Origin of the sequence: Paenibacillus pini JCM 16418 (assembly GCF_000576305.1) — a bacterium.
Classification (GTDB): domain Bacteria; phylum Bacillota; class Bacilli; order Paenibacillales; family Paenibacillaceae; genus Paenibacillus_AQ; species Paenibacillus_AQ pini.
This window is the reverse complement of the sequence record NZ_BAVZ01000018.1, coordinates 24,564-44,876: the sequence shown is the minus strand read 5'-3', so window position 1 is coordinate 44,876 and position 20,313 is coordinate 24,564. Positions and strand designations below refer to the sequence as shown.

The following is a 20,313-nucleotide window of genomic DNA, read 5'->3' as shown; positions in this document are numbered from 1 at the left end:
CCTGGGGATTTTTTTCGGCTTCCCATATCCTCCGAATATCTTCTAACAAGGCTATTTATCTGCTTAGGCACGAATTCCATACTTTTTTGACTTCTCTAATATAGCGGGGCATACTTATTTAAAGAGCATGTTCACCCTATACATGATTCGTTTTTCTACATATGGAGGGAAGGTCAATATGTTGTCATGGTCCTCTTGTAAAAGCTTCATTCAGAAGCCCTTTGTTCTATTTACCCTGCTTTTATTGTTAAAAGGTTATCTAGCCTGGGCTGTAACGTTCGGTGACTGGTTTCCATGGAAGATACTTCTTACTGAAGTTCCTTTTATCTGGTTGCTATTCAGCATCATTGAATGGTTTGCTTCGAAACGTAAGCTCATGTCATACACGATTGTAAATTTACTCATTACGGCCATTTTCTTTGCTGTGATTATGTATTTCAAGTATTACGGTGTCATCGTCACCTATCATGCACTAGAACAGGTAAATCAAGTGACCGCCGTCCGTAACAGTGTTTTCTCACTGATGGATCCATACTATTTACTGATCTTTGTCGATATTATTGTGCTATTCTATCTGCAGATACGTAAACGCAGAGCATATGATTGGAAAAGGAAGATCGCAGCCTACAAAGGTAAACGCGCTGTCGTGTTAGTACTGTTCATTCTGTGCTTGTCCGTCTGCCTATTTAATATTATGCCGAACAGAGCCAGCATGAATGAAATTAAGAAGTCCCAACAGATGGGCATTCTTAATTATGAGGTTTACACCATATTTTCCAAAAATAAAGCACAGATCACTCCGCTACAACATATATCGCAAGCATCTATTAACGAGCTCAAAGGAATTCAAGAACCTGCACTGCCTCTCAGATTCGGGGCCGCTAAAGGTAAGAATGTGATTATTATTCAGCTGGAATCATTCCAGAACTTTTTGATTAACCTCAAATTAGATGGTAAAGAAATGACGCCAAATATGAACAAACTCGCAGCGGATTATGCTTATTTCCCACATTTTTATCAACAAGTTGGACAAGGAAATACCTCTGATGCTGAATATGTGGTGAATACATCGACTTACGTTCCTCGAATAGGAGCTGCGACACAGTCTTACGTAGACAAGGCACTACCCAGCCTGCCGAAACTTATGAAGAATAACGGTTATACAACAGCAACATTCCATACCAACGACGTTGAGTTCTGGAATCGCAAAGAGCTATACTCAGCGCTCGGTTTTGATAAATACTATGATAAGATGTTTTTTGGAAGTGAAGATACGCTTTTCTTCGGTTCATCCGATGAAATCTTGTACGCCAAGACAGCCGAGCAGCTACAGGTGATGGATCAGGCTAGCAAACCCTTTTATACTCAAATTATTTCGATGTCAGCCCATCATCCCTTCACCATATCCGAGGATAAATACCATATGAAGCTTCCTACGCGCTATGAAGGTACGTTTGTGGGTAATTATATTCGCTCACAAAATTATGCGGACTATGCATTAGGACAATTTATAGATGACCTTAAGAAAAAAGGGCTGTGGGATCGTAGTTTGATCGTTATCTACGGGGATCATATGGGGCTACCTATTTACTCCTTGGATCATAAGGATAAGGCGTTAATGAAAGAAATTTACAGTCATGATTACACCTATACTGACATGATGAACGTTCCGTTAATCCTCGCAGGGAGCAGCATTACCCAGCCAGAAGTGTTGAAGCAGATTGGCGGTCAGGTTGATATTCTTCCGACCATTGCCAATCTAATTGGAGCTCCAATCACGAATCAAATCCATTTCGGGCAGGATCTGCTAAATCAGACGAAATATAATCTACTTCCGCAGCGTTATTACTTACCAACTGGTTCTTTCCTGAATAATAAGGCGTTATTCATGTCAGGTGCAGGGTTTGAGGATGGAACACAGTACCTATTGAATGGAATCAACTACGCAAACGCCAGACAAGCCATTACTGAATCGGAATACGATCGTGCACTCAAGCTACTCGGTCTATCCGATAGCTACGTGACACAGCTGCCTAACAAATAAATATATGCTGCACAAAAAACAGCCAAAGTAGGAGCTTATCCCTGCCTTGGCTGTTTTTTTGATTTCATTTTATGATAGAGCGCTCTAGGAAATATACTTGTTCAGAAAGCCACGCAGTTTATTTCCATAAGCCTCTTTATCCGTAAAATAGGCATTACCATGTAGTGCTCCTTTAACCACCAGCAGCTCCTTCTCCCCGGCTGCTGCCCCGTATAGCGTATGCACCATGGGATATGGAACAAATGTATCTTCATCACCATGGATGAACAGGATGGGTAAATGCGTCTTGGCTACTTGAGCTAATGCAGAGGCCTCGCCAAAGTAATAGCCTGCTTTGATTTTGCATACCAGACTCGTTACAGATAGCAGTGGAAAAGGCGGTAATTTATACATTTGCTTCAGTTGATGTGTCAGAATGTCCCTCGCCGATGTATAAGCACAGTCAGATACGACGCATTTTACCTGCTCGGGCAGACTCTCACCACTCGTCATAAGCACCGTAGCCCCGCCCATCGACACGCCTTGCAGCACAATCTGCACTTCCGGCCCATTCTTCTGAATGATGTACTGAATCCACTGCTTGTAATCCAGACGATCATGCCAACCGAAACCAATGTAACTCCCCTCACTATCCCCATGCCCACGATCATCCGGCATCAAAGCATTATAGCCCATGTCCTGATATAATTTAGCGAATGCCGCCATTTCTCTCCCAGCTCCACCGTATCCGTGAGCAAGAATAACGGTCTTCGTTGAGGGTTTCAAAGCTGGCACATAGTACGCCTTCAATAGAAGCCCATCATCTGATTTCATACTTACCACTTCCATCGGCTGATCCTTCAGCCAGCCTTCAGCTGACTCCCATGGATGTTCAATTTTAATCAAGTTCGGGTCAACCTCAAGGAAATCCTTTTTGCTCCTCCGAATCCCCACATTGTAGAAATATAAGCTGATTCCGAGCAGGAAAAGCGCGATGATGATCACACACACAATGATGATTACAGCCCACATCTTAGCGTCGTACCTCCAGTGCCTTTTAATATCATATGTCTAAAATAACATTGAGGAGGCGCGAAGACAAATGGGGCATATGAAAGCGCTCAAGGGACGTTTTATTTCTTGATCCCCCATAGCTGAAGAAGTGCATCATGCACATACGTATTCTCATAAATGCCATGGAATAATTCAGCTCCGCTGCCCATTGCAGTCAGTGGAATATCTACACCCGTATGACCCGAAGTCGTCCAGTCCACCATAAATTGATCCTTGGAGTTTGCAATGCTGAACGGTCCATCTTCCTTGGAAATACCATCGCCTGACTCATCCTTATCATCCACTTCTTCGATCGTAAAACCGCCTGTCTCATGATCAGCCAGTACTAGTACGAGCGTGTCAGGATGTTTCTTGGCAAACGCTTTAGCTACTCCGACTGCTTTATCAAGCTCCTGACCCGATTTAATCGTTAATTTGGCATTGTTTTGATGAGCCATCTCATCGGTTCCTTCTTCCTCAACCATAAGGAAAAACCCCTTTTTGTTACTTGAAAGTGTATCGATGGCTTTCTTCGTCATGTCTTGCAGCGACACGACCGGATTGTACAGGTCCCCTTCGCCTTCCGGCTTCTGCTGAAACATTTCCTCATTCGCGAACAGCCCCAGAATCTTGCCACCTTTGATTTTTTGAAGCTCCGTATTATTCGTAACATATTGATATCCCAGTTTCTTAGCCTTTTCCACTAAATTCCCTTGCGTCCCCTTACTCTCTTCCGTTGTATCCTCTGCAGGATGATCTGGATAAGCTCCCGGCTTTCCTGCCGGATACCAGAAGTCCTCGCCGCCGCCAAGCAGAACATCTACTTTCGTGTTCTCCAAATATTGTTTCGCAATATCACTCTGAGCAGAGCGATTCTCTACATGCGAGGCGAATACAGCTGGTGTAGCATCCGTAATTTGGCTTGTTGTCACAAGGCCTGTTGATTTACCCATGTCTCTGGCTATTTCGAGCACCGTCTTCACAGCTTTCTTATTAGCATCCATGCCTACTGCGCCGTTGTACGTCTTTACACCACTTGCAATGGCTGTTCCCGCGGCAGCCGAATCCGTAATCGGTGCTGTAGAATGAGTTCGAAGCAAGGCAGCATAAGGCATGTCATCCATCTGCAGTTTACCGTTCACACCAACCGTGTTCAGACGAATCGCATCGCGCTGTGCTATACCCATCCCATCACCAACAAATAGAATGACGTTCTTCGCTTTCGTGGACGTATGACTGTTCCCAGTATTCCCCTTAGCACTTACCATACCTGTAAACATAAGACTAACTACTGTACCTACACACAATGCAGCCTGTACCATACTCCGTTTGCTTCTTTTCATGAAATCTACCACCCTTCGGAATGAATTCTCATGCAGAGTATAGAGCCCAAGTATTAAGCTATCGACCGAAATTTGTAAATTCTATTTAAATGTATTTTCAACTCATAGGAAGATTATGATATATTTCATACTATAAAGACGCCATCTTATATCTATGAACAGTTCAATCTGAGCGTCAAATAAGGAGGAAATCTGAGTGGAATTCAGAATTGAGAAAGATACGATTGGTGAGATTCAAGTTCCTGCGGATAAGTTGTGGGCAGCCCAAACACAGCGTAGCTTCGAGAACTTCCCTATTGGTACGGAAAAAATGCCACTAGATTTGATCCGTATGTTTGCTATTTTGAAAAAGAGTGCTGCCCTTGCAAACCGCGAGCTAGGCAAACTGAACTCCGAAAAGGCGGACGCGATTGTCGCTGCTGCTGATGAAGTGATTGAAAGCAAGCTGGACGAGCACTTTCCACTAGCTGTATGGCAAACTGGAAGTGGTACGCAGTCGAATATGAACGTTAATGAGGTTATTGCGAACCGCGCCAACCAAATGCTTAAGGAGCAAGGTAGCGAGCAACGCATTCATCCGAATGACGATGTGAATAAATCACAAAGCTCCAACGATACGTTCCCAACAGCTATGCATATTGCGGCATTGATCGCTGTTGAGGATCATGTCCTACCTGCACTCGATCTGCTCAAAGAAACCTTCCGCGCGAAGAGCGAACAATTCATGGATATTATCAAAATCGGCAGAACACATCTTCAGGATGCCACACCTCTAACACTTGGCCAAGAAATCAGTGGCTGGCACCGTATGCTGGAGAAAACCGAGGGCATGATCCGTGCGAGTATTGAATCACTACGCGAGCTTGCCATTGGCGGAACCGCTGTAGGAACAGGCATTAATGCCCATCCTAAATTTGGTGATATGACGGCTGCAGAAATCAGCAAGCTGACAGGCAAAACATTCACATCCGCTTCGAACAAGTTCCATGCACTTACAAGCCACGATGAGCTGGTGTATGTTCATGGAGCCTTGAAGGCGCTTGCTGCTGATCTCATGAAGATCGCAAACGATGTGCGCTGGCTCGCAAGTGGACCACGCTGTGGTATCGGCGAGTTGATTATTCCTGCGAACGAGCCAGGCAGCTCGATCATGCCAGGTAAAGTAAACCCTACACAAAGTGAAGCTTTGACTATGGTTGTATGCCAAGTCATGGGTAATGATGCAGCAATCGGCTTTGCAGCCAGCCAAGGAAACTTCGAGCTGAACGTATTCAAGCCGGTTATCATCTATAACTTCTTACAAACGACACGCCTACTTGGCGATGCTATGCGTTCATTCAATGATAACTGTGCGATTGGCATCGAGCCAGACCGCGCAGCGATCCAAGCAAACCTACAAAAATCGCTGATGCTAGTCACAGCTCTTAACCCACACATCGGTTATGAGAACGCAGCTGCTGTAGCTAAAATGGCGCATAAAGAAGGACTTACACTGAAAGAAGCAGCGCTGAAGAGTGGCCTCCTGACTGAAGAGCAATTCGATGCCGTTGTTCGTCCAGAGCAAATGATTCATCCAACAGAAGACTAAGAATTCTTCCACATTCAAAGAGTGCACCATTCAATTTGGATTGGATAACTTCAAAGTTGTATAGGGAGAAAAAGGCTGGCGATATGTTTCTCGCCAGCCTTTTTCTCTGCTCAAATATATTAATACTACTCAAAATGAAGTTTAACTTTCTGTATTTTCAGTTTTATAGTAATTAGCACTAAAAACTAATAATATCCATTTTTTTAAGTATATAATTAATAAAGCAATATATTCTATGCGAATACGAAGGGAGCTAAACTGGCAATTTGTAATTAAAGGAGAATAAAACAATGATTAATGATATTTTGCATCACGCATTTATGGGCGCAGCTTTAGCTTTATTGATTAGTCCTAATAATAGAAAACTATTCTATTATATAATCGGTGCTTTCGCCGGCTTAGTTCCAGATGTAACTAAATTTATATTTCATGATCAATATTTACACTCACTTCTCATCGTTCCATTTATCTGCATAGGCTTAGCTTTTATTGTTAAATTAGTATATTCATCCGAGAAATACATACACCTATTATTGTTATTTTTGTTGCCTATGCTAGCACATCTGTTCATGGATTTTATAGATGACGGTAACCTTTTATTCTATCCGTTAAGCACAACAGACTTTAACTACAGTTTGTTAAATCGATCTACACCTGTGATTTGGGTCGTAATATTAGTTATATCTATCATAGGAATTATCATCAAAAAAGCAAAATTAATGAATAAGATCGCCTTAGCACTAATTGCTCTGTTTCTTATATTTCAATGCAGTTCAAAAATAATGATTTCTAAGGAACTTCATTCGGATTATCCGCTCGTAAATGCTAATTACTATGTAATCCCTGCAAGTCAATGGCCTTGGGAAGCGCACACATGGAGATATATGATCAACTCTGATCTTTTTAAAATTGACGGATTTGTTGAAAACTCTTTAACTCGAAAAGAAACATCATTTTATTTTACGCCGCAAATAAAATTGCAATACGAAGTAAAAAAGTGGGAACAGCACGGTAATGTCTACGAAATCTTGTGTTATGATCTTTTCAATAATAATAAAGAAGTTACGTTTCAATCAAAAGATAGAATAGTCTGGGTTCAAAAATAGTGTATATATTTACGATTATTGAGCCGATGGAGTATTAGTCTCATTCAAAAAGCAGCTCCTCCCTTTGTAGGGTCGGAGCTGCTTTTGATTTAGATCACGATTATATTACTACTGATCCTGTGACTGTTTCTGATTAAATGCTTCCTTCGCATCTTCAGCAACTTCTTTCGCAAATTCCGTATCTTGCTTATCTGGAACTGGCATTTTGTTCAGCTCCGTTGTTTGCACTTCATATTTGCTTGGTTCCTTAGCATCCTGACTCATTGCATTGCACCTCCTTCGGTTTCCTATATACCCAAATTATAGAATTTACCTAAATCAAGAAAATTATGCATTATTGGCTTGAGCAGAAGATTGCAGATCCGTGTTCTCTTGAGATAAGCGCTCATGTTCAGCGTAATATTTTGCGAATGTAATGGAATACAGCAACATATACAGCACGAGCAAGGAAGCTAGCACATTTAAAATAACAAGTGATGTGTTCAGATCAAAGAATCGCGATAACACACCAACACCTACGGTTGGGACAATAAATCCGGCGTAACCAGCCAAATACGTTGTTGATATCACCTGTGCTCGTTCATGCTGCTTCGATAACTGTCCAGCGAGGCGTAGACTGGTCTGGAACATCCACCCGCTCCCCAAAGCCTGTATGAACATCCCGCTCCATAGAAGAACGAGGCTCGCTGATTGCCCGGAAGCAACAACGAACCATGAGCCTGTGATGATCAGAATGACACCAATCCGCATCCGAATAACGGGATGTGCAGGCCAAGGAATGAGCTGCATACACCCTCCTCCCCCTAAAAGGAGCAAAATTAAGAATCCAGATACCGACAGATTGGATGTATGGATGACCGTTTTGGCAAACGTCGGAATAAGAGATAGGACAATTCCGTTCAGTGTAAATACCGTGAAGATGGACAAGGCAATCATGGACCAGAATGGAGAACGTAACCGTGCTGGAATCCCGAGAGAAATGGGCGTTGCCTTCTGCTTATGGATGTCATCAGCGTCCCTATTACGGCGATCGGGATCTATAATGGTTTCCAGCACAATGAGTGAACTCAAGAGCATCAACAGCAATACCCAGAAGGGCAGCCTGAGTGGCTGAATATGAATATATTGAATAACAATCCCCGTAATTGCAGGTCCGAGGCCAAATCCAATAGATACCGTCATACCCGAGAGCTTAACGGCCGTGCTGACCTGACGTGCAGAGCATAGCTTTAGTAAATAAGCCGATGCAGCCCCTGTAAATGCACCATATCCAACCCCCTCTACGATTCTAGCAGCATACAGCCAAATGGAATGGTGGCCGATCAGGAAAGTTAGCGTTGAAATCATGGATAAGATGATACTTAGGCGAAGTACTTTTTTCAGCCCCCAGCTTTCCCCCTTTGAACCCGTGATCAGAAGTGTCGGCAATAGAAACAAAGCATATACAGCGAACAAAATCGTGATTTGCAGACTACTCAGCTGATAGTGATCCTGAAATAAAGGAAACAGTGGGGATGCAAAGGTAGCTCCTACAGCCATCATAAGCATGACAAAGATCATTCTTTTCATTTCATCATCTCCTTTTTTGGAACGATCATTCAAGAAAAAGGTAAAAGAAAGGCTATTCTGTCTCCAAAATAGCCATTGCCACGTGACAAGCATCCTCCAGAACGCCACGTTCTGTCGCCGTATTGGCTAGTACGCTGAGTCCCTGCTTCGTATTCACGAGGAACCGAGCGACTTCTCGCGGGCTGAGCCCCTTCTTTAAGTGACCGCTTTGCTGAGCACGTATGACAAACTGATAATATACCTGTTCAGTAAAATCATAATGCGCCTCTACCCGGCTGGCTACTTCCGGTTCCCGAGCGACAGCTCCAAGCGTCGTATTGGCAAAGAAACAGCCTCTATTTAAAGATGCATTATTCATGGAGTTATCAATCACAGCTTCGAAAAATTGCTTCAATTGCTGCTTCGGATCTGTCGTATTCTTGCTGAGAATTGAATACATATCGTCATCCGTGATCTGTCGGAACCGATCCAAACAACGAATAAATAAGGCCTTCTTATCGCCAAAGGTATCATATAAGCTTCCACGGTGAATGCCCATATGGTCGCATAAATCCTGAATCGATGTGCTTTCGTACCCTTTAGCCCAGAACAGCTCGAGTGCCTGTTCTACCGCTAGGCCTTCATCAAATTCTTTATGTCTTCCCATGCTGCATTCCCTCCCTTAGTGTGTTTACTATATATTTTCTGGAATGATCAGTCAAGTATTATATTACCGAAAGAATGGATAGGTGCAGGGAAGCAAAAACCATTCATTTTACGAGGATCAACAAATTTTTTCACTAAATAAAATAACGTATCATTGGAATCCTCAGAAAATACAAAAACAGCGCCCCATATCAGGGCGCTGTTAACGAAAAAGCATCATTTTCTAGTGTACTATTCCACTACATAGGCTTCTGGGTGATCCAAAAGATATAGATTCCGATAACGTGCTGATTTCTCCATCAATTCAGCGTGAGTTCCGCGCATCGCAATCGCGCCGTTATCCATAAAGATAATTTCATCCATATGCTCAGCTGCTACTAAATGATGGGTTACCCAGATCAACGTCTTGCCCTGCATCGTGTCCAGCATCGTCCGCACGAGTTCATTCTCTGTGCTTGGATCTAGGCCGACCGTCGGTTCGTCAAGAATAACGACTGGCGTGTTTTGCAGCAAAACCCGTGCGAGGGCAATCCGCTGGCGCTCACCACCAGAGAAGCGCTGTCCCGTCTCATGCATATGCGTCTTGTATCCTAGTGGCAGTGATTCAATCAATTGATCCAGCTTCACCTGCTGCACTACACGGCGGATATCCTCATCCGCTGCTTCGCGGTCGCCGAGCCGGATATTGTTCTCAACTGTTGTATCGAACAAATGCGGGCTTTGATTTAGTACCGAAATTACATGTGGCATTTGATCGCCAATCTGATAGGCTTCTTTACCGCTAAGCTGAACGGTTCCTGATGTAGGTGCAAGTGCTCCTTCGATCAGCTTAAGCAGCGTAGATTTGCCAGCTCCACTCCGTCCAATAATCGCAATTTTCTTCCCTTGGGGAATATCTAGCGTTAAGTCCTGCACAGACCATGGAGATTGTTCGCTATATCTAAAGCTAGCATGCTCTACCTTCAGATCTACACCTTCACTTGCTAGAGCCTGCGCTTCTGCAGTAGTCAATGTCGATACCTCGACGCTATCTCTCTCTCCGCTACTAATCTCAGCGAGTCTTGATAGCGAGTCTTGATAGCGTGGAATCTTCTCGATAGCTTCCGATACAGGCATAAACGCATCCATAATTGGAAAGACAACGAGTACAAAAGCGGCAATGAGCGTTGCCGAGATATGCTGATCTGCGAACTGCTGACCTGCCCATATGACCATCGATACTACGCTTAGACCAATGACACACTGACCGATAAGCTGTCTCCAGCGGCCCCAACTTTTGATTTGCCCTTCAATATGGGCTACCTCGCGTTCATCCGCTTCATATGTGCTCAGAAACTGTGCAGGTCTGCCGCTAATGACCCAATCACTCATGCCGAGCACAGCGTCTGTTAACTTATGATAGAGTTGTCCACGCTGTTGTTTAGCAAGTTTCGTTTTGGTCTTCGTAATTAGTAGAGAGACCCACGGTAATACCGCGACTAACACGAAGATGTACAGGGCCATGACGAGTGCAAACTGGATATCAAAGCTTCCTAGAGCCACAATCGTAAATACATACATCACTAAGGCTACAACTGTTGGAAATACCGTCCGCAGATATACATCCTGCAAATACTCAATATCATCGGACAGGACGCCTAGCACATCTCCCGTACGAAAGCGTGATGAGATAAACAGCGCCTGCGGTTCGAGGATCTGATACAATCTAGTACGCATCTTCGATACAATTCTCAGCACCGCATCATGGCTTACTAAACGCTCCACGTAGTGAATCACGGCACGGCTAATTCCGAACGTGCGCACCAAGACAATCGGCACATAGACCATCAGAATATTTTCTGGCCGTAATGCCGCTTTGGAAATCAAGAATCCTGATGTAAACATCAACATAGATGCGGTCAGGAGGGTGAGTGAGCCTAGCACAATGATCAGTAGAAATCTTCCAAAGTATGTCCGTACGTACGGACGCAGCCATGATTCACTATTCATTGCACTCCCTCCATTTGCGATGTAATAAGACTGTAATAGGCACCTTTGCGTGCAATCAACTCTTGATGTGTGCCCACCTCGGCCACTTGCCCATGATCCAGAACGATGATCTTATCCATATCCGGCATCCAGTGCAGACGATGTGTTGCTAGAAATACGAGTTTATCGTTAAAAAGAGACAGCATGGTCTGTTTCAGTTCATACTCGGTTTCAATATCTAAATGTGCAGTTGGTTCATCAAGCAACATGATCGGCCGTTCACTGAGAAAAGCCCGCGCAAGCGCGACTCTTTGCTCCTGTCCACCACTGAGTGGCCGCCCGCCGCCGCCAATCATTTCGTCCATGCCTTGCGGGAGGCTACGGACAAGCTCTGATAACCCGGCCGCGGTAGCAGCCTGTTCTACTTCAACTGCCGACGCCTCCGGCGAATAGAAGCGGATATTATCCGCAAGCGAGCTGCTGAATAAATACGGCTGCTGCGGGATATACGTGGTCAGCTGCCGCCAAGCCTCATGTATAAGCGAGTTTACTGCACTGCCATCCAGCTCAAATTGCCCTGCGGTTGGCTGTAGAAATCCACCCAGCACGTCGATCAGTGTTGATTTACCGGCACCGCTGGCCCCAATAATACCGATCTTCTGCATTCCTTGGATATGCGCTGAGACGTTGTTCAAAGAAGGATTAGCATCTACTTGATGCTGAACACAAACTCCGCTTAGCACCAGCTTGCTCTCTGCTGTCCACTGTACACCAGCGGCTTCCCTTTGCTTCGCAGACCCTTTGAGTTCCGCCTCTTGCTGCATTGGCTCATCAATAATGGACTTCATTGCAGCTCCGGCTTCCTTACCATCTAATGTGGCGTGAAAATCAGCGCCTACCATTCGTACAGGTAGGAAATACTCTGGTGCGAGAATGAGTACGGTGAGTCCTGTAACGAGTGCCATATTGCCATCGACTAACCTTAGTCCAAGTCCAACAGCTACCGTAGCTACGGATAACATTGTGAAGAAGTCCAGTGCAAAGGATGATAAGAACGCCACTCGCAGTGTCCGCATGGTTGCTGAGCGATACCGATCACTAACGCGACTAATGGAATGTCCATGTGCTCGGCTTTGCCCAAGAAATTTCAGCGTTTCTAATCCACGAAGCGAGTCTACGAAATGATTTGAAAGTGTACGGTACGTATCTAGCTGCCGCTCCGTATGCTTACGCGCCGCGAGCCCAATCAAGATCATAAATACAATCAGAATCGGCATCGACACAAGCAGAATAATACCTGATGTGATATCCTGCATGAACACATAAACCAGAATCACCCATGGCAGAATCGACATCCCCACCATGCGGGGAATAATCAGCTCAAGGTAATTCCGGAACTTGGTAACACCCTCCAGAACGAGGGTGACCAGATTGCCCGTTCCTGCTGTCTTGGCGAAACGGGGACCCAGCTCAAACAGCTTATTCATTAGCTGTTTACGAAGACTCGCACCTGTCGCCTCAGCAAAGGCATAGGTCACCTTTTGCTGGATAAAGTTAATGATATGTCGTACTAAAAAAGCTCCGAGGAACATGTAAATCTTACTGTACTGCTGATGCAAGGATTCACCGGCAAAGAGGGCGGAAATGACTTCCGCCAGCCACGTTGCAAACATGATGATAGATGCGCTCTGCACCAGTGTCAGTAGGATGACGATTGCAAGAACAGGCTTTATCCCTTTGTAGCCCAGTAAATTCTTATCCATTAATACTCCAGATGCTCCTTCTCATGCACGCGTTTGTGGAAGACAAAGTAGCTCCAAATTTGATAGCCTAGCACGAAAGGTAGCAGGGATATAGCCACAATCGTCATAACTTTCAATGAATAATGACCAGAAGCAGCATTCGTAATCGTCAAATTAAAAGCCGTATCAATCGAGCTAATCATGACATTCGGGAACAATCCGATGAATACGGACGTTATGGTAAGCGCAATAACTGCACCCGTCATACCGAATGCCCAGCCATCTCTTTGTTTACTCATGAATATATATGCAAGCACTAGAGCAACAACAATGACAACAACCGTAATCGCCATAAGTCCTCCATGAGCCTCAAATACATCAGTCATGAAGTAAGTCATGATTTCAAATACGACTAATAAAGCAGCTAATGGAATCAGAAGCAGTTTGCCCATCTTGCGAGCACGCTCTTGTAAGTCTCCTATTGTACGTAATGTCGTAAACATAAGCCCATGCACCAGGCAGAGCATCACAACGGTAATACCACCTACTACAGAATAGATATTAACGATATCACCAAAGAATGAAGCTCTCATCTCCATGTCCTGGCCAATAGGTAATCCTTTGATCAGATCTGCAAACACCACACCAAGTAGCAGTGGAGGTAGTAAACTGCCTATGAAGATGACGACATCCCATGTTTTTTTCCAAGATGGTGTCTCAACCTTACCTCTGAACTCAAACGCCACACCGCGGCCAATCAGAGCAAGTAAGAGTAATACGAGCGGCGTATAGAAACCGCTGAACAGTGTTGCATACCAGTTAGGGAAAGCAGCGAACATCGCGCCACCCGCTGTGATTAGCCATACTTCGTTAGCATCCCAGAAAGGGCCGATTGAATTGATTAGGACCCGCCGTTCTGTATCATTTTTGGCTAGAATACCCGTCGACATGCCTACACCAAAGTCAAATCCTTCAAGGAAGAAAAATCCGACAAACAGCACTGCGACGAGGACAAACCATAGCTCATTAAGAGACATGATGGTAACCCTCCTTATCAAATGGATCGCTTGATTCGTCATGTTCATTGTCTACTGCATATGGACCTTTTTTAATAACACGAATGAAAAGGAATACGAGCACAGCTGCAAGAATCGCATAAATGGTTGTAAAAGCGATAATTGAGAACAACACTTGACCGCTGGTTACGCTTGGTGATACCCCATCAGCCGTTGTCATAAGTCCAAATACCGTCCACGGTTGGCGACCGAATTCCGTCATCACCCATCCCGACGTGTTCGCAATCAGCGGTAGTGAAATGGAGAACAACATGATTCGCATAAACCATTTATTATTGTTTTCAAGTTTCTTACGTGCAGCTAGGTATACGCCGTACATACTAAGCAGAATCATAAGCGATCCAGCAGCTACCATGATACGGAAGCTCCAGAACGTAGTCCGTACAGGCGGAATATAATTCCCAGGACCATATTTTTCTTCATATTGAGCTTGTAATTCTTTCATACCAATAACTTCACCTGAAAATTTACTATACGACAGAAAACTTAGCAGATAGGGAATTTGAAACTCCCCGCTATTGGTCTGATTCTTTGTATCGATGAATGCCGTTACGGTCCAAGGCGCTGGATCGGAACTAGTTTCCCATAATGCTTCCGTTGCTGCCATCTTCATAGGCTGTGTTTTGACTAAGTATTGAGCTTGTTGGTGACCCACTAGCGCAACAGCTATGGATGACACCAAGGCAACAATAATAGCAACAGTAAAGGATTTTTTGAAAAATTGAACATCTTTCTTCTTTAGAAGCTTGTAAGCGCTAATACCTGTAATGAGGAATGCACCTGTCATAAAAGCACCCAAAATCGTATGCGGGAACTCCAATAACAACTGACCATTCGTAATCAGAGCGAGGAAATCATTCATTTCAGCGCGTCCATTATTAATTTCGAAGCCGACAGGTCTTTGCATGAATGAGTTAGCTGCCAGAATCCAGAACGCAGACATAATGGTACCGATCGCAACGAGCCAGATACAGATCATGTGAACTTTTTTAGATAAACGGTCCCATCCAAAGATCCATATCCCGATAAAGGTAGACTCTAGGAAGAAGGCCAATAGAGCTTCAACCGCGAGCGGTGCTCCGAACACATCCCCTACAAATCTAGAATACGCTGACCAGTTCATTCCGAACTGAAATTCTTGAAGAATACCTGTTACTACACCGACAGCAAAGTTAATCAGAAATAATTTACCCCAGAATTTAGCCATTTGTTTGTACTCTTCTTTACCTTTGACGACATACATCGTTTCCAGAATTGCGATCAGTAAAGCTAGACCGATCGAAATTGGAACAAAGAAAAAGTGAAAAATTGTCGTAGCTGCGAACTGAAATCTTGACAGCGTTACTATATCCATCGCTTCTTTCCCTCTTTCATAAGTTATTCTTAGAATCCTGCCGGAGCAGCTTCTTGATAACGTGATTAGCTATTTCATAATCGTATTCTCGCAGACCCAACGTCATTGCAATGTGATAAATGTCACATTCAGAGGCCCAGAAATGAGCTAATGTGAATTATGTCACAAAATAGTAAAAATTTAAGGCAATGTTACGCTTTTCCTCCAGAGTCCCTACTCAAATCATGAAGCTCCATTGCCTAGCTGCATTTTACTGTAGTGACCCCCGATTTACCCCAATCGGTGGTATCGTTGCTATGTATTACCCCAAGGCAACCCATTTATATCCATCTTTTTCTTGGAAATTCCTTTTATTTCGTCACACCGTCAAAAAAGTTAACCCTGTACAACAGCAATGAATTTTTAAATGTGGAGGTTGTCGTCTATGAGATTAGCTCAAAAAATCACACTCTCAATGTTTGCTCTTCTAATGATGATTGGCATGACCATTGGGATATTCGGTTACCGCATGGCCTACAGGCAGGTTGAACAATCTGTGGGGGTAGAACTTGTAGGATGTGCGAATATTACGACAGGACTGATTGATCCTGCGGATATTGAAGCTTTGCTAAGGGGAAATGCAGCTTCTAAAACCAAGGTCGAACAGCAAATTAACTCTATTGTCGAGCTTAAACCGATTTTTAAAGAGGCCTTCATCCTATCATTAGAAGGAAAAATTCTCGCGGCTGATCAGCAGCTTCAGAAAAGAGGTTATCACGCAGGAGATACCTTTTATTTCAACCAGACGGATCAAGCAATGATTCGCAGCATGAAACATTCCTTATACTCCAACGTGTATACATACAAGCAAGTTCGTTTGAAGACAGGCTACGGCCCTATTTACAAAAATAATGATCCATCACAGGAAATCGTTGGCCTCATGGCGATCAACTTCGATGCCTCAATCATTCAGCAGCGAACGCTGGATATGATTCTTAAACCGTATGTGGCAGGTGGCATCCTTCTCACAGCAGCAGCCGTAGCGGTATACTTCATCATTAGCCGAATGACCCGTCCCCTGACCCTGCTCACACAGCGGGTTGAACAAATTGCTGCTGGCGACTTAACGCAAGAACCCTTGATGTTTACCGGACGTGATGAGGTTGGGCGGCTTGCAGTAAGCTTTGATCAAATGACTTCTAATCTTAGGAAGGTCATTTCTGAAGTACATGATACCTCCCTGTATGTGTCTTCTTACTCGCAAGAACTGTCTGCTAGTGCAAAAGAAACCGGGAGCGCTGGTGAGCATCATGTACTGGTTATGGTAGAACTCGCCGATGGAGCGGATAAACAGCTCCAAATTCTCGGACAGGGCGCACAGCTCGTATCCGAAATGTCCCAGTTTATCTCTAACATCTCCATCAGCGCAGAACACGCCATGCACTCTGCTTCTGAAAATTATGAGCAAGCCCGAAATGGCAGCCTCTCCATGCGCCAGACAGCGGAACAAATGAAATTAGCCAATGATAATATGTTGGAGCTAGGCCAGATTATCGATAACTTACGAAACCAATCACAGGAAATTAAAAATGTACTAGACGTCATCTCTGAAATTTCGAAAGAAACGAATCTGTTAGCCCTGAATGCTTCTATAGAAGCAGCCCGTGCCGGCGTGCATGGCAAAGGGTTCTCCGTAGTAGCTGCATCGGTCCGTAAGCTAGCAGAGCGTTCAGCGAAATCCGCGCTGCAAATCGATGAAATCGTGCAGCACACCTTATCTCTAATGGAGATTGCAGGTAGCAGCATGCATCGTACGACTAACCAGGTAAATCAAGGTAGCGAGATGATAACAGCCGCAGGTATAACCTTTAGCCAGATTGAAGAAGCCGCGGAGCAAATGACCTTGCAAAGCGAGGATATTTCCACAGCGGTGCGTAGACTAGGTAAACGAGCTAGTAATCTAGTGGAGTCCATCCAGACCATTGTAGAGGTGGCTAATCAGAACAGTGATATTGCCCAGACTATGTCGGCCTCCTCGGAAGAGCAGCTTGCAGCTATGGAAGAGGTGGATCGTTCTGCTCACTCTCTCTCCTCCTTGTCTGAGAAGCTCCATTTATTAATCGAACAATTCAAAATTGTTAAGTAGTGCTTTGATTCAGCATCGTTAAACAAGAAAAGGGGCGGCAGCACCATAGTGTGCTGCCGCCCTGTCTTATCCAGAATCGCAAGGATTCTAGCTTTTCAGTAAGGCTTCCAATTAAATTTATATGCTCATGCTAGTCACGGGCTACGAAATATTTGTTAGTCATATACCATGCTTCGCCCTTATCTGTAGGAACCTTGCCCTTCTTCTTGTCCATAAAGACAATCTCTTTACACTTGGAACAGAACCATTTAGTCGTATAATATTGCGAGAAGGTCGTGTAGGTCGTGCCGCATTTGCAATCGACTTTGAAGAACACGCGGTTTTCCTCATACGCCTTGGATAACTGATCCGTTTCATCTGCTTCCACAGATTCAACAGCGCCACCACCGATCGGTCTGATCAGTTCTGCGTAGTTCGAAAAACGGTTGTGCACTTTAAAGTCAGCAACCAATCCTGGATTAAGACCAAAAAACTCCTTGCCGATGGCCGTAATAAATCGGGCCTCCTGCCGGTAGCACTCAATCCATTCTTGAATTTGCTTATTCGATAAAGGTACAGTTCCTTTAATGCCACTGTTCAAGGTGTAGGTCATGATGCTCAAATTCTCATTGTCTTCGTAGAACATTAATTTAGAAACCTCCTTATGATTTCAATATTAAATGTACTACTTCTTCCGCATATAATCAAAGTGAGAAATATAGCCAGCCGCAATTTATAGCAAAAAACCCCCTTTTGGGGGCTTAAGGTCTAGCGGAGATGGTAATTCCTCTCATTATCTTAATTTTAGTAGAAGCGTCTGCGAAAGGGTCTACGTCTTGTATCGAGCAGGACAATAGCGAGCAAATCGAATAAAACCAAGGGAAGTATAAACGGAAAAAATGAGATTTGCACCTGCTTATGATTTTTAACGGAGGATACCTTTAAATAGACTCTATTTTTGCTAACCTTAACGATATGACCATAAAACGTGCTGCCGAACTTTGTTGTTACTTTAACCTGTTTATTCATATATTTCTTAGCTTGCTGATAGTGCTGTGTGTTTGGCATTTGACAAACCTCCCTCATCCCAGTCTATGCCTTGAAGGACTTAGGGTGTGGGCTACGAAAGGCCAGTTTCCATGTCACTACGTTTGCAACAATCATGACAATTAATAGTACTAAGACGCCATAGGTGAACTGTGCACACACCAGATGTATCCCCGCAAAGGCAGCCAAGATGAACATCAGCAAAAGGGTGACTCCGAACTGATTGTGTTGAGCGGTCTGGAACGGTTCAGAGAACGGTAGCGCTTTGCGCATCATTTTGTAACTAACGACCGTGTATAGCATCATCGTCACCCAGACCACAAAGAGATCAGGTATGATTCTTACACCGAATAAAATGATAAATACAATGCTTTCAATAAGATAAATGGGAACCATCAGACGCATAATAGACGCTTTGAGTGTTCCTTTAAAGATAGATGACTGATCCTGCAGAGGAATTGTATTGTAAATCCATGCCCCTTTATGATTTCCTGAGAATTTCAGCATCATGACGATGGTTGGAATCATCATGCCACAAAAGTAAATAAACAAGTATGATGAACCAGACATCATATTCTGCCATCCCCCGTTATGCAATCCGTTAAACATAAAGATAAAGGGAAATATGAACGCGAGGCCGAGTGAAGGATACACCTTCAGTTTGAAGTCTCGCTCATTCTTCATCATATTGGAGGCAAATCGGTAGAATAAGCTCTCTTCCCGAGTGGTGCAAAAAATACCTCCCATCCACGCTGCAATACTAAACCGACTAGGCTCTCGCACACTGCTAATCTGAGACAGCTTCTGTAAATGATGTTCGAATGAAGGCATCATAGCCATATAGAGCCTCACAGCGAGCACAGGGACAACCAACGCAAGTATACTAAATAGAATAATGGATGGTTGGCTATTCCCATTGAATAACCATTCAAAGGGAGCTGCAAACCATGCAGGAAAGATCATGAATTGCCACCATTCCGGCTTAAACTCAATCTTAAAATTGGTCACACTAAACATTCTCGAAACAACCTGATATCCAATCGTCATTCCAATCGTAAGACCAATTTGTACATAGTTAATGATATCTTTGAGCTTCTCCCCATCGAAGAAGCGGAGCACGAACCAATAGAGTACGGCTGTTAGAACAACGATAAATAGATCCATGAGAACAATGGTTATGAGAAACAATAGTAGAAACAGAATACCATGACGAACTAAACCTGCTACAAGTGGAGCTATCGTCAATGATCCCGTAATAAAAAATAAATAGATTCCGATATGTATTGCCTTGGCCATATTGATCGTAAGGCCATTCACTGGCTTGGAATATAAAATATTGCGATCCCGTATATCCAGTAACACCGAAGAAAAATCAGAGATTAGTGCCGTGGTAATCATAAATATAAGGATGCCGAATATTAGACTCATTTGAAACATATAGTTCTGACCCATCACGACAAACGGCACCAAAATGATACTGAGTACTACATAAAGCCACAGTGAGCGAATAAAGTTGTTACGATCTGGATTTTCGGGCTTATTCGATGATTTACCAACCAAGGTGGGAACGCGACGTCCATCCATCATCAGCTTTACTTCTAAAATCCGCCGCATGACTTTATAATCCACACCGCCTCGTTCGAACAATCTCTCAAACCGATCTAGTAGCATCAAACTCTTAAAGTCCCTCATGAG

Annotated in this window: 16 protein-coding genes; 4 read left to right on the top strand and 12 right to left on the bottom strand. The window is 43.9% G+C overall.

The window, feature by feature from the left end; translation table 11 throughout:
* Positions 1-178 precede the first annotated feature (178 nt).
* Complete coding sequence (locus JCM16418_RS19185; protein ID WP_036652248.1) at positions 179-2,044, top strand: LTA synthase family protein; 1,866 nt, start codon at positions 179-181, stop codon at positions 2,042-2,044.
* A gap of 84 nt (positions 2,045-2,128) precedes the next feature.
* Here the strand turns inward: JCM16418_RS19185 and JCM16418_RS19180 are convergent, their stop codons facing one another.
* Positions 2,129-3,055 (bottom strand): alpha/beta hydrolase, encoded by a 927-nt coding sequence (locus JCM16418_RS19180; protein ID WP_036652244.1) that lies wholly within the window; start codon positions 3,053-3,055, stop codon positions 2,129-2,131.
* 101 nt (positions 3,056-3,156) lie between these two features.
* Positions 3,157-4,356: an alkaline phosphatase gene (locus JCM16418_RS19175; RefSeq protein WP_242403915.1), complete on the bottom strand. Its 1,200-nt coding sequence runs from the start codon at positions 4,354-4,356 to the stop codon at positions 3,157-3,159.
* A 259-nt stretch (positions 4,357-4,615) separates the two neighbouring features.
* Between JCM16418_RS19175 and fumC the strand changes: the two genes are divergently transcribed.
* Together fumC and JCM16418_RS19165 are read left to right on the top strand one after the other, a co-directional pair.
* The gene (gene fumC, locus JCM16418_RS19170; RefSeq protein WP_036652239.1) at positions 4,616-6,007 is read left to right on the top strand and encodes a class II fumarate hydratase; all 1,392 of its coding nucleotides are present in this window, start codon (positions 4,616-4,618) and stop codon (positions 6,005-6,007) included.
* 290 nt (positions 6,008-6,297) lie between these two features.
* Positions 6,298-7,113, top strand: coding sequence for a metal-dependent hydrolase (locus tag JCM16418_RS19165; RefSeq protein WP_036652236.1), 816 nt, complete (start codon positions 6,298-6,300; stop codon positions 7,111-7,113).
* Between the two features lie 108 nt (positions 7,114-7,221).
* Here JCM16418_RS19165 and JCM16418_RS25340 read toward each other — a convergent pair whose 3' ends face one another.
* The 7 genes from JCM16418_RS25340 to JCM16418_RS19135 form a co-directional block, all read right to left on the bottom strand.
* Entirely contained in the window at positions 7,222-7,377 is a 156-nt protein-coding gene (locus tag JCM16418_RS25340; protein WP_162832483.1) for a hypothetical protein, read from the bottom strand.
* Positions 7,378-7,440: 63 nt separating this feature from the next.
* Positions 7,441-8,682 carry an MFS transporter gene (locus JCM16418_RS19160; RefSeq protein WP_081765510.1) on the bottom strand — a complete coding sequence of 414 codons (1,242 nt, stop codon included), beginning with the start codon at positions 8,680-8,682 and terminating at the stop codon, positions 7,441-7,443.
* A 52-nt stretch (positions 8,683-8,734) separates the two neighbouring features.
* Entirely contained in the window at positions 8,735-9,328 is a 594-nt protein-coding gene (locus JCM16418_RS19155) for a TetR/AcrR family transcriptional regulator (protein WP_036652233.1), read from the bottom strand.
* A gap of 230 nt (positions 9,329-9,558) precedes the next feature.
* Positions 9,559-11,316, bottom strand: coding sequence for a thiol reductant ABC exporter subunit CydC (gene cydC / locus JCM16418_RS19150; protein WP_036652230.1), 1,758 nt, complete (start codon positions 11,314-11,316; stop codon positions 9,559-9,561).
* On the bottom strand, positions 11,313-13,058 hold the full coding sequence (gene cydD / locus JCM16418_RS19145) for a thiol reductant ABC exporter subunit CydD (protein WP_036652227.1): 1,746 nt from the start codon (positions 13,056-13,058) through the stop codon (positions 11,313-11,315). Before cydD ends, cydC begins: the two co-directional genes overlap by 4 nt.
* Complete coding sequence (gene cydB, locus JCM16418_RS19140) at positions 13,058-14,077, bottom strand: cytochrome d ubiquinol oxidase subunit II (protein ID WP_036652310.1); 1,020 nt, start codon at positions 14,075-14,077, stop codon at positions 13,058-13,060. Before cydB ends, cydD begins: the two co-directional genes overlap by 1 nt.
* Entirely contained in the window at positions 14,064-15,467 is a 1,404-nt protein-coding gene (locus JCM16418_RS19135; protein ID WP_036652224.1) for a cytochrome ubiquinol oxidase subunit I, read from the bottom strand. Before JCM16418_RS19135 ends, cydB begins: the two co-directional genes overlap by 14 nt.
* 424 nt (positions 15,468-15,891) lie before the next feature.
* Here JCM16418_RS19135 and JCM16418_RS19130 point away from each other — a divergent pair, with 424 nt between their 5' ends.
* A complete protein-coding gene (locus JCM16418_RS19130) occupies positions 15,892-17,592 on the top strand; it encodes a methyl-accepting chemotaxis protein (RefSeq protein ID WP_036652221.1) in 1,701 nt (566 codons plus the stop codon).
* A gap of 130 nt (positions 17,593-17,722) precedes the next feature.
* Here the strand turns inward: JCM16418_RS19130 and JCM16418_RS19125 are convergent, their stop codons facing one another.
* The 3 genes from JCM16418_RS19125 to JCM16418_RS19115 form a co-directional block, all read right to left on the bottom strand.
* Complete coding sequence (locus JCM16418_RS19125) at positions 17,723-18,217, bottom strand: hypothetical protein (protein ID WP_036652218.1); 495 nt, start codon at positions 18,215-18,217, stop codon at positions 17,723-17,725.
* Positions 18,218-18,375: 158 nt separating this feature from the next.
* Positions 18,376-18,639 carry a hypothetical protein gene (locus JCM16418_RS19120; RefSeq protein WP_036652216.1) on the bottom strand — a complete coding sequence of 88 codons (264 nt, stop codon included), beginning with the start codon at positions 18,637-18,639 and terminating at the stop codon, positions 18,376-18,378.
* Positions 18,640-18,663: 24 nt separating this feature from the next.
* Complete coding sequence (locus tag JCM16418_RS19115) at positions 18,664-20,310, bottom strand: hypothetical protein (RefSeq protein ID WP_036652214.1); 1,647 nt, start codon at positions 20,308-20,310, stop codon at positions 18,664-18,666.
* Between the last annotated feature and the right edge of the window lie 3 nt (positions 20,311-20,313).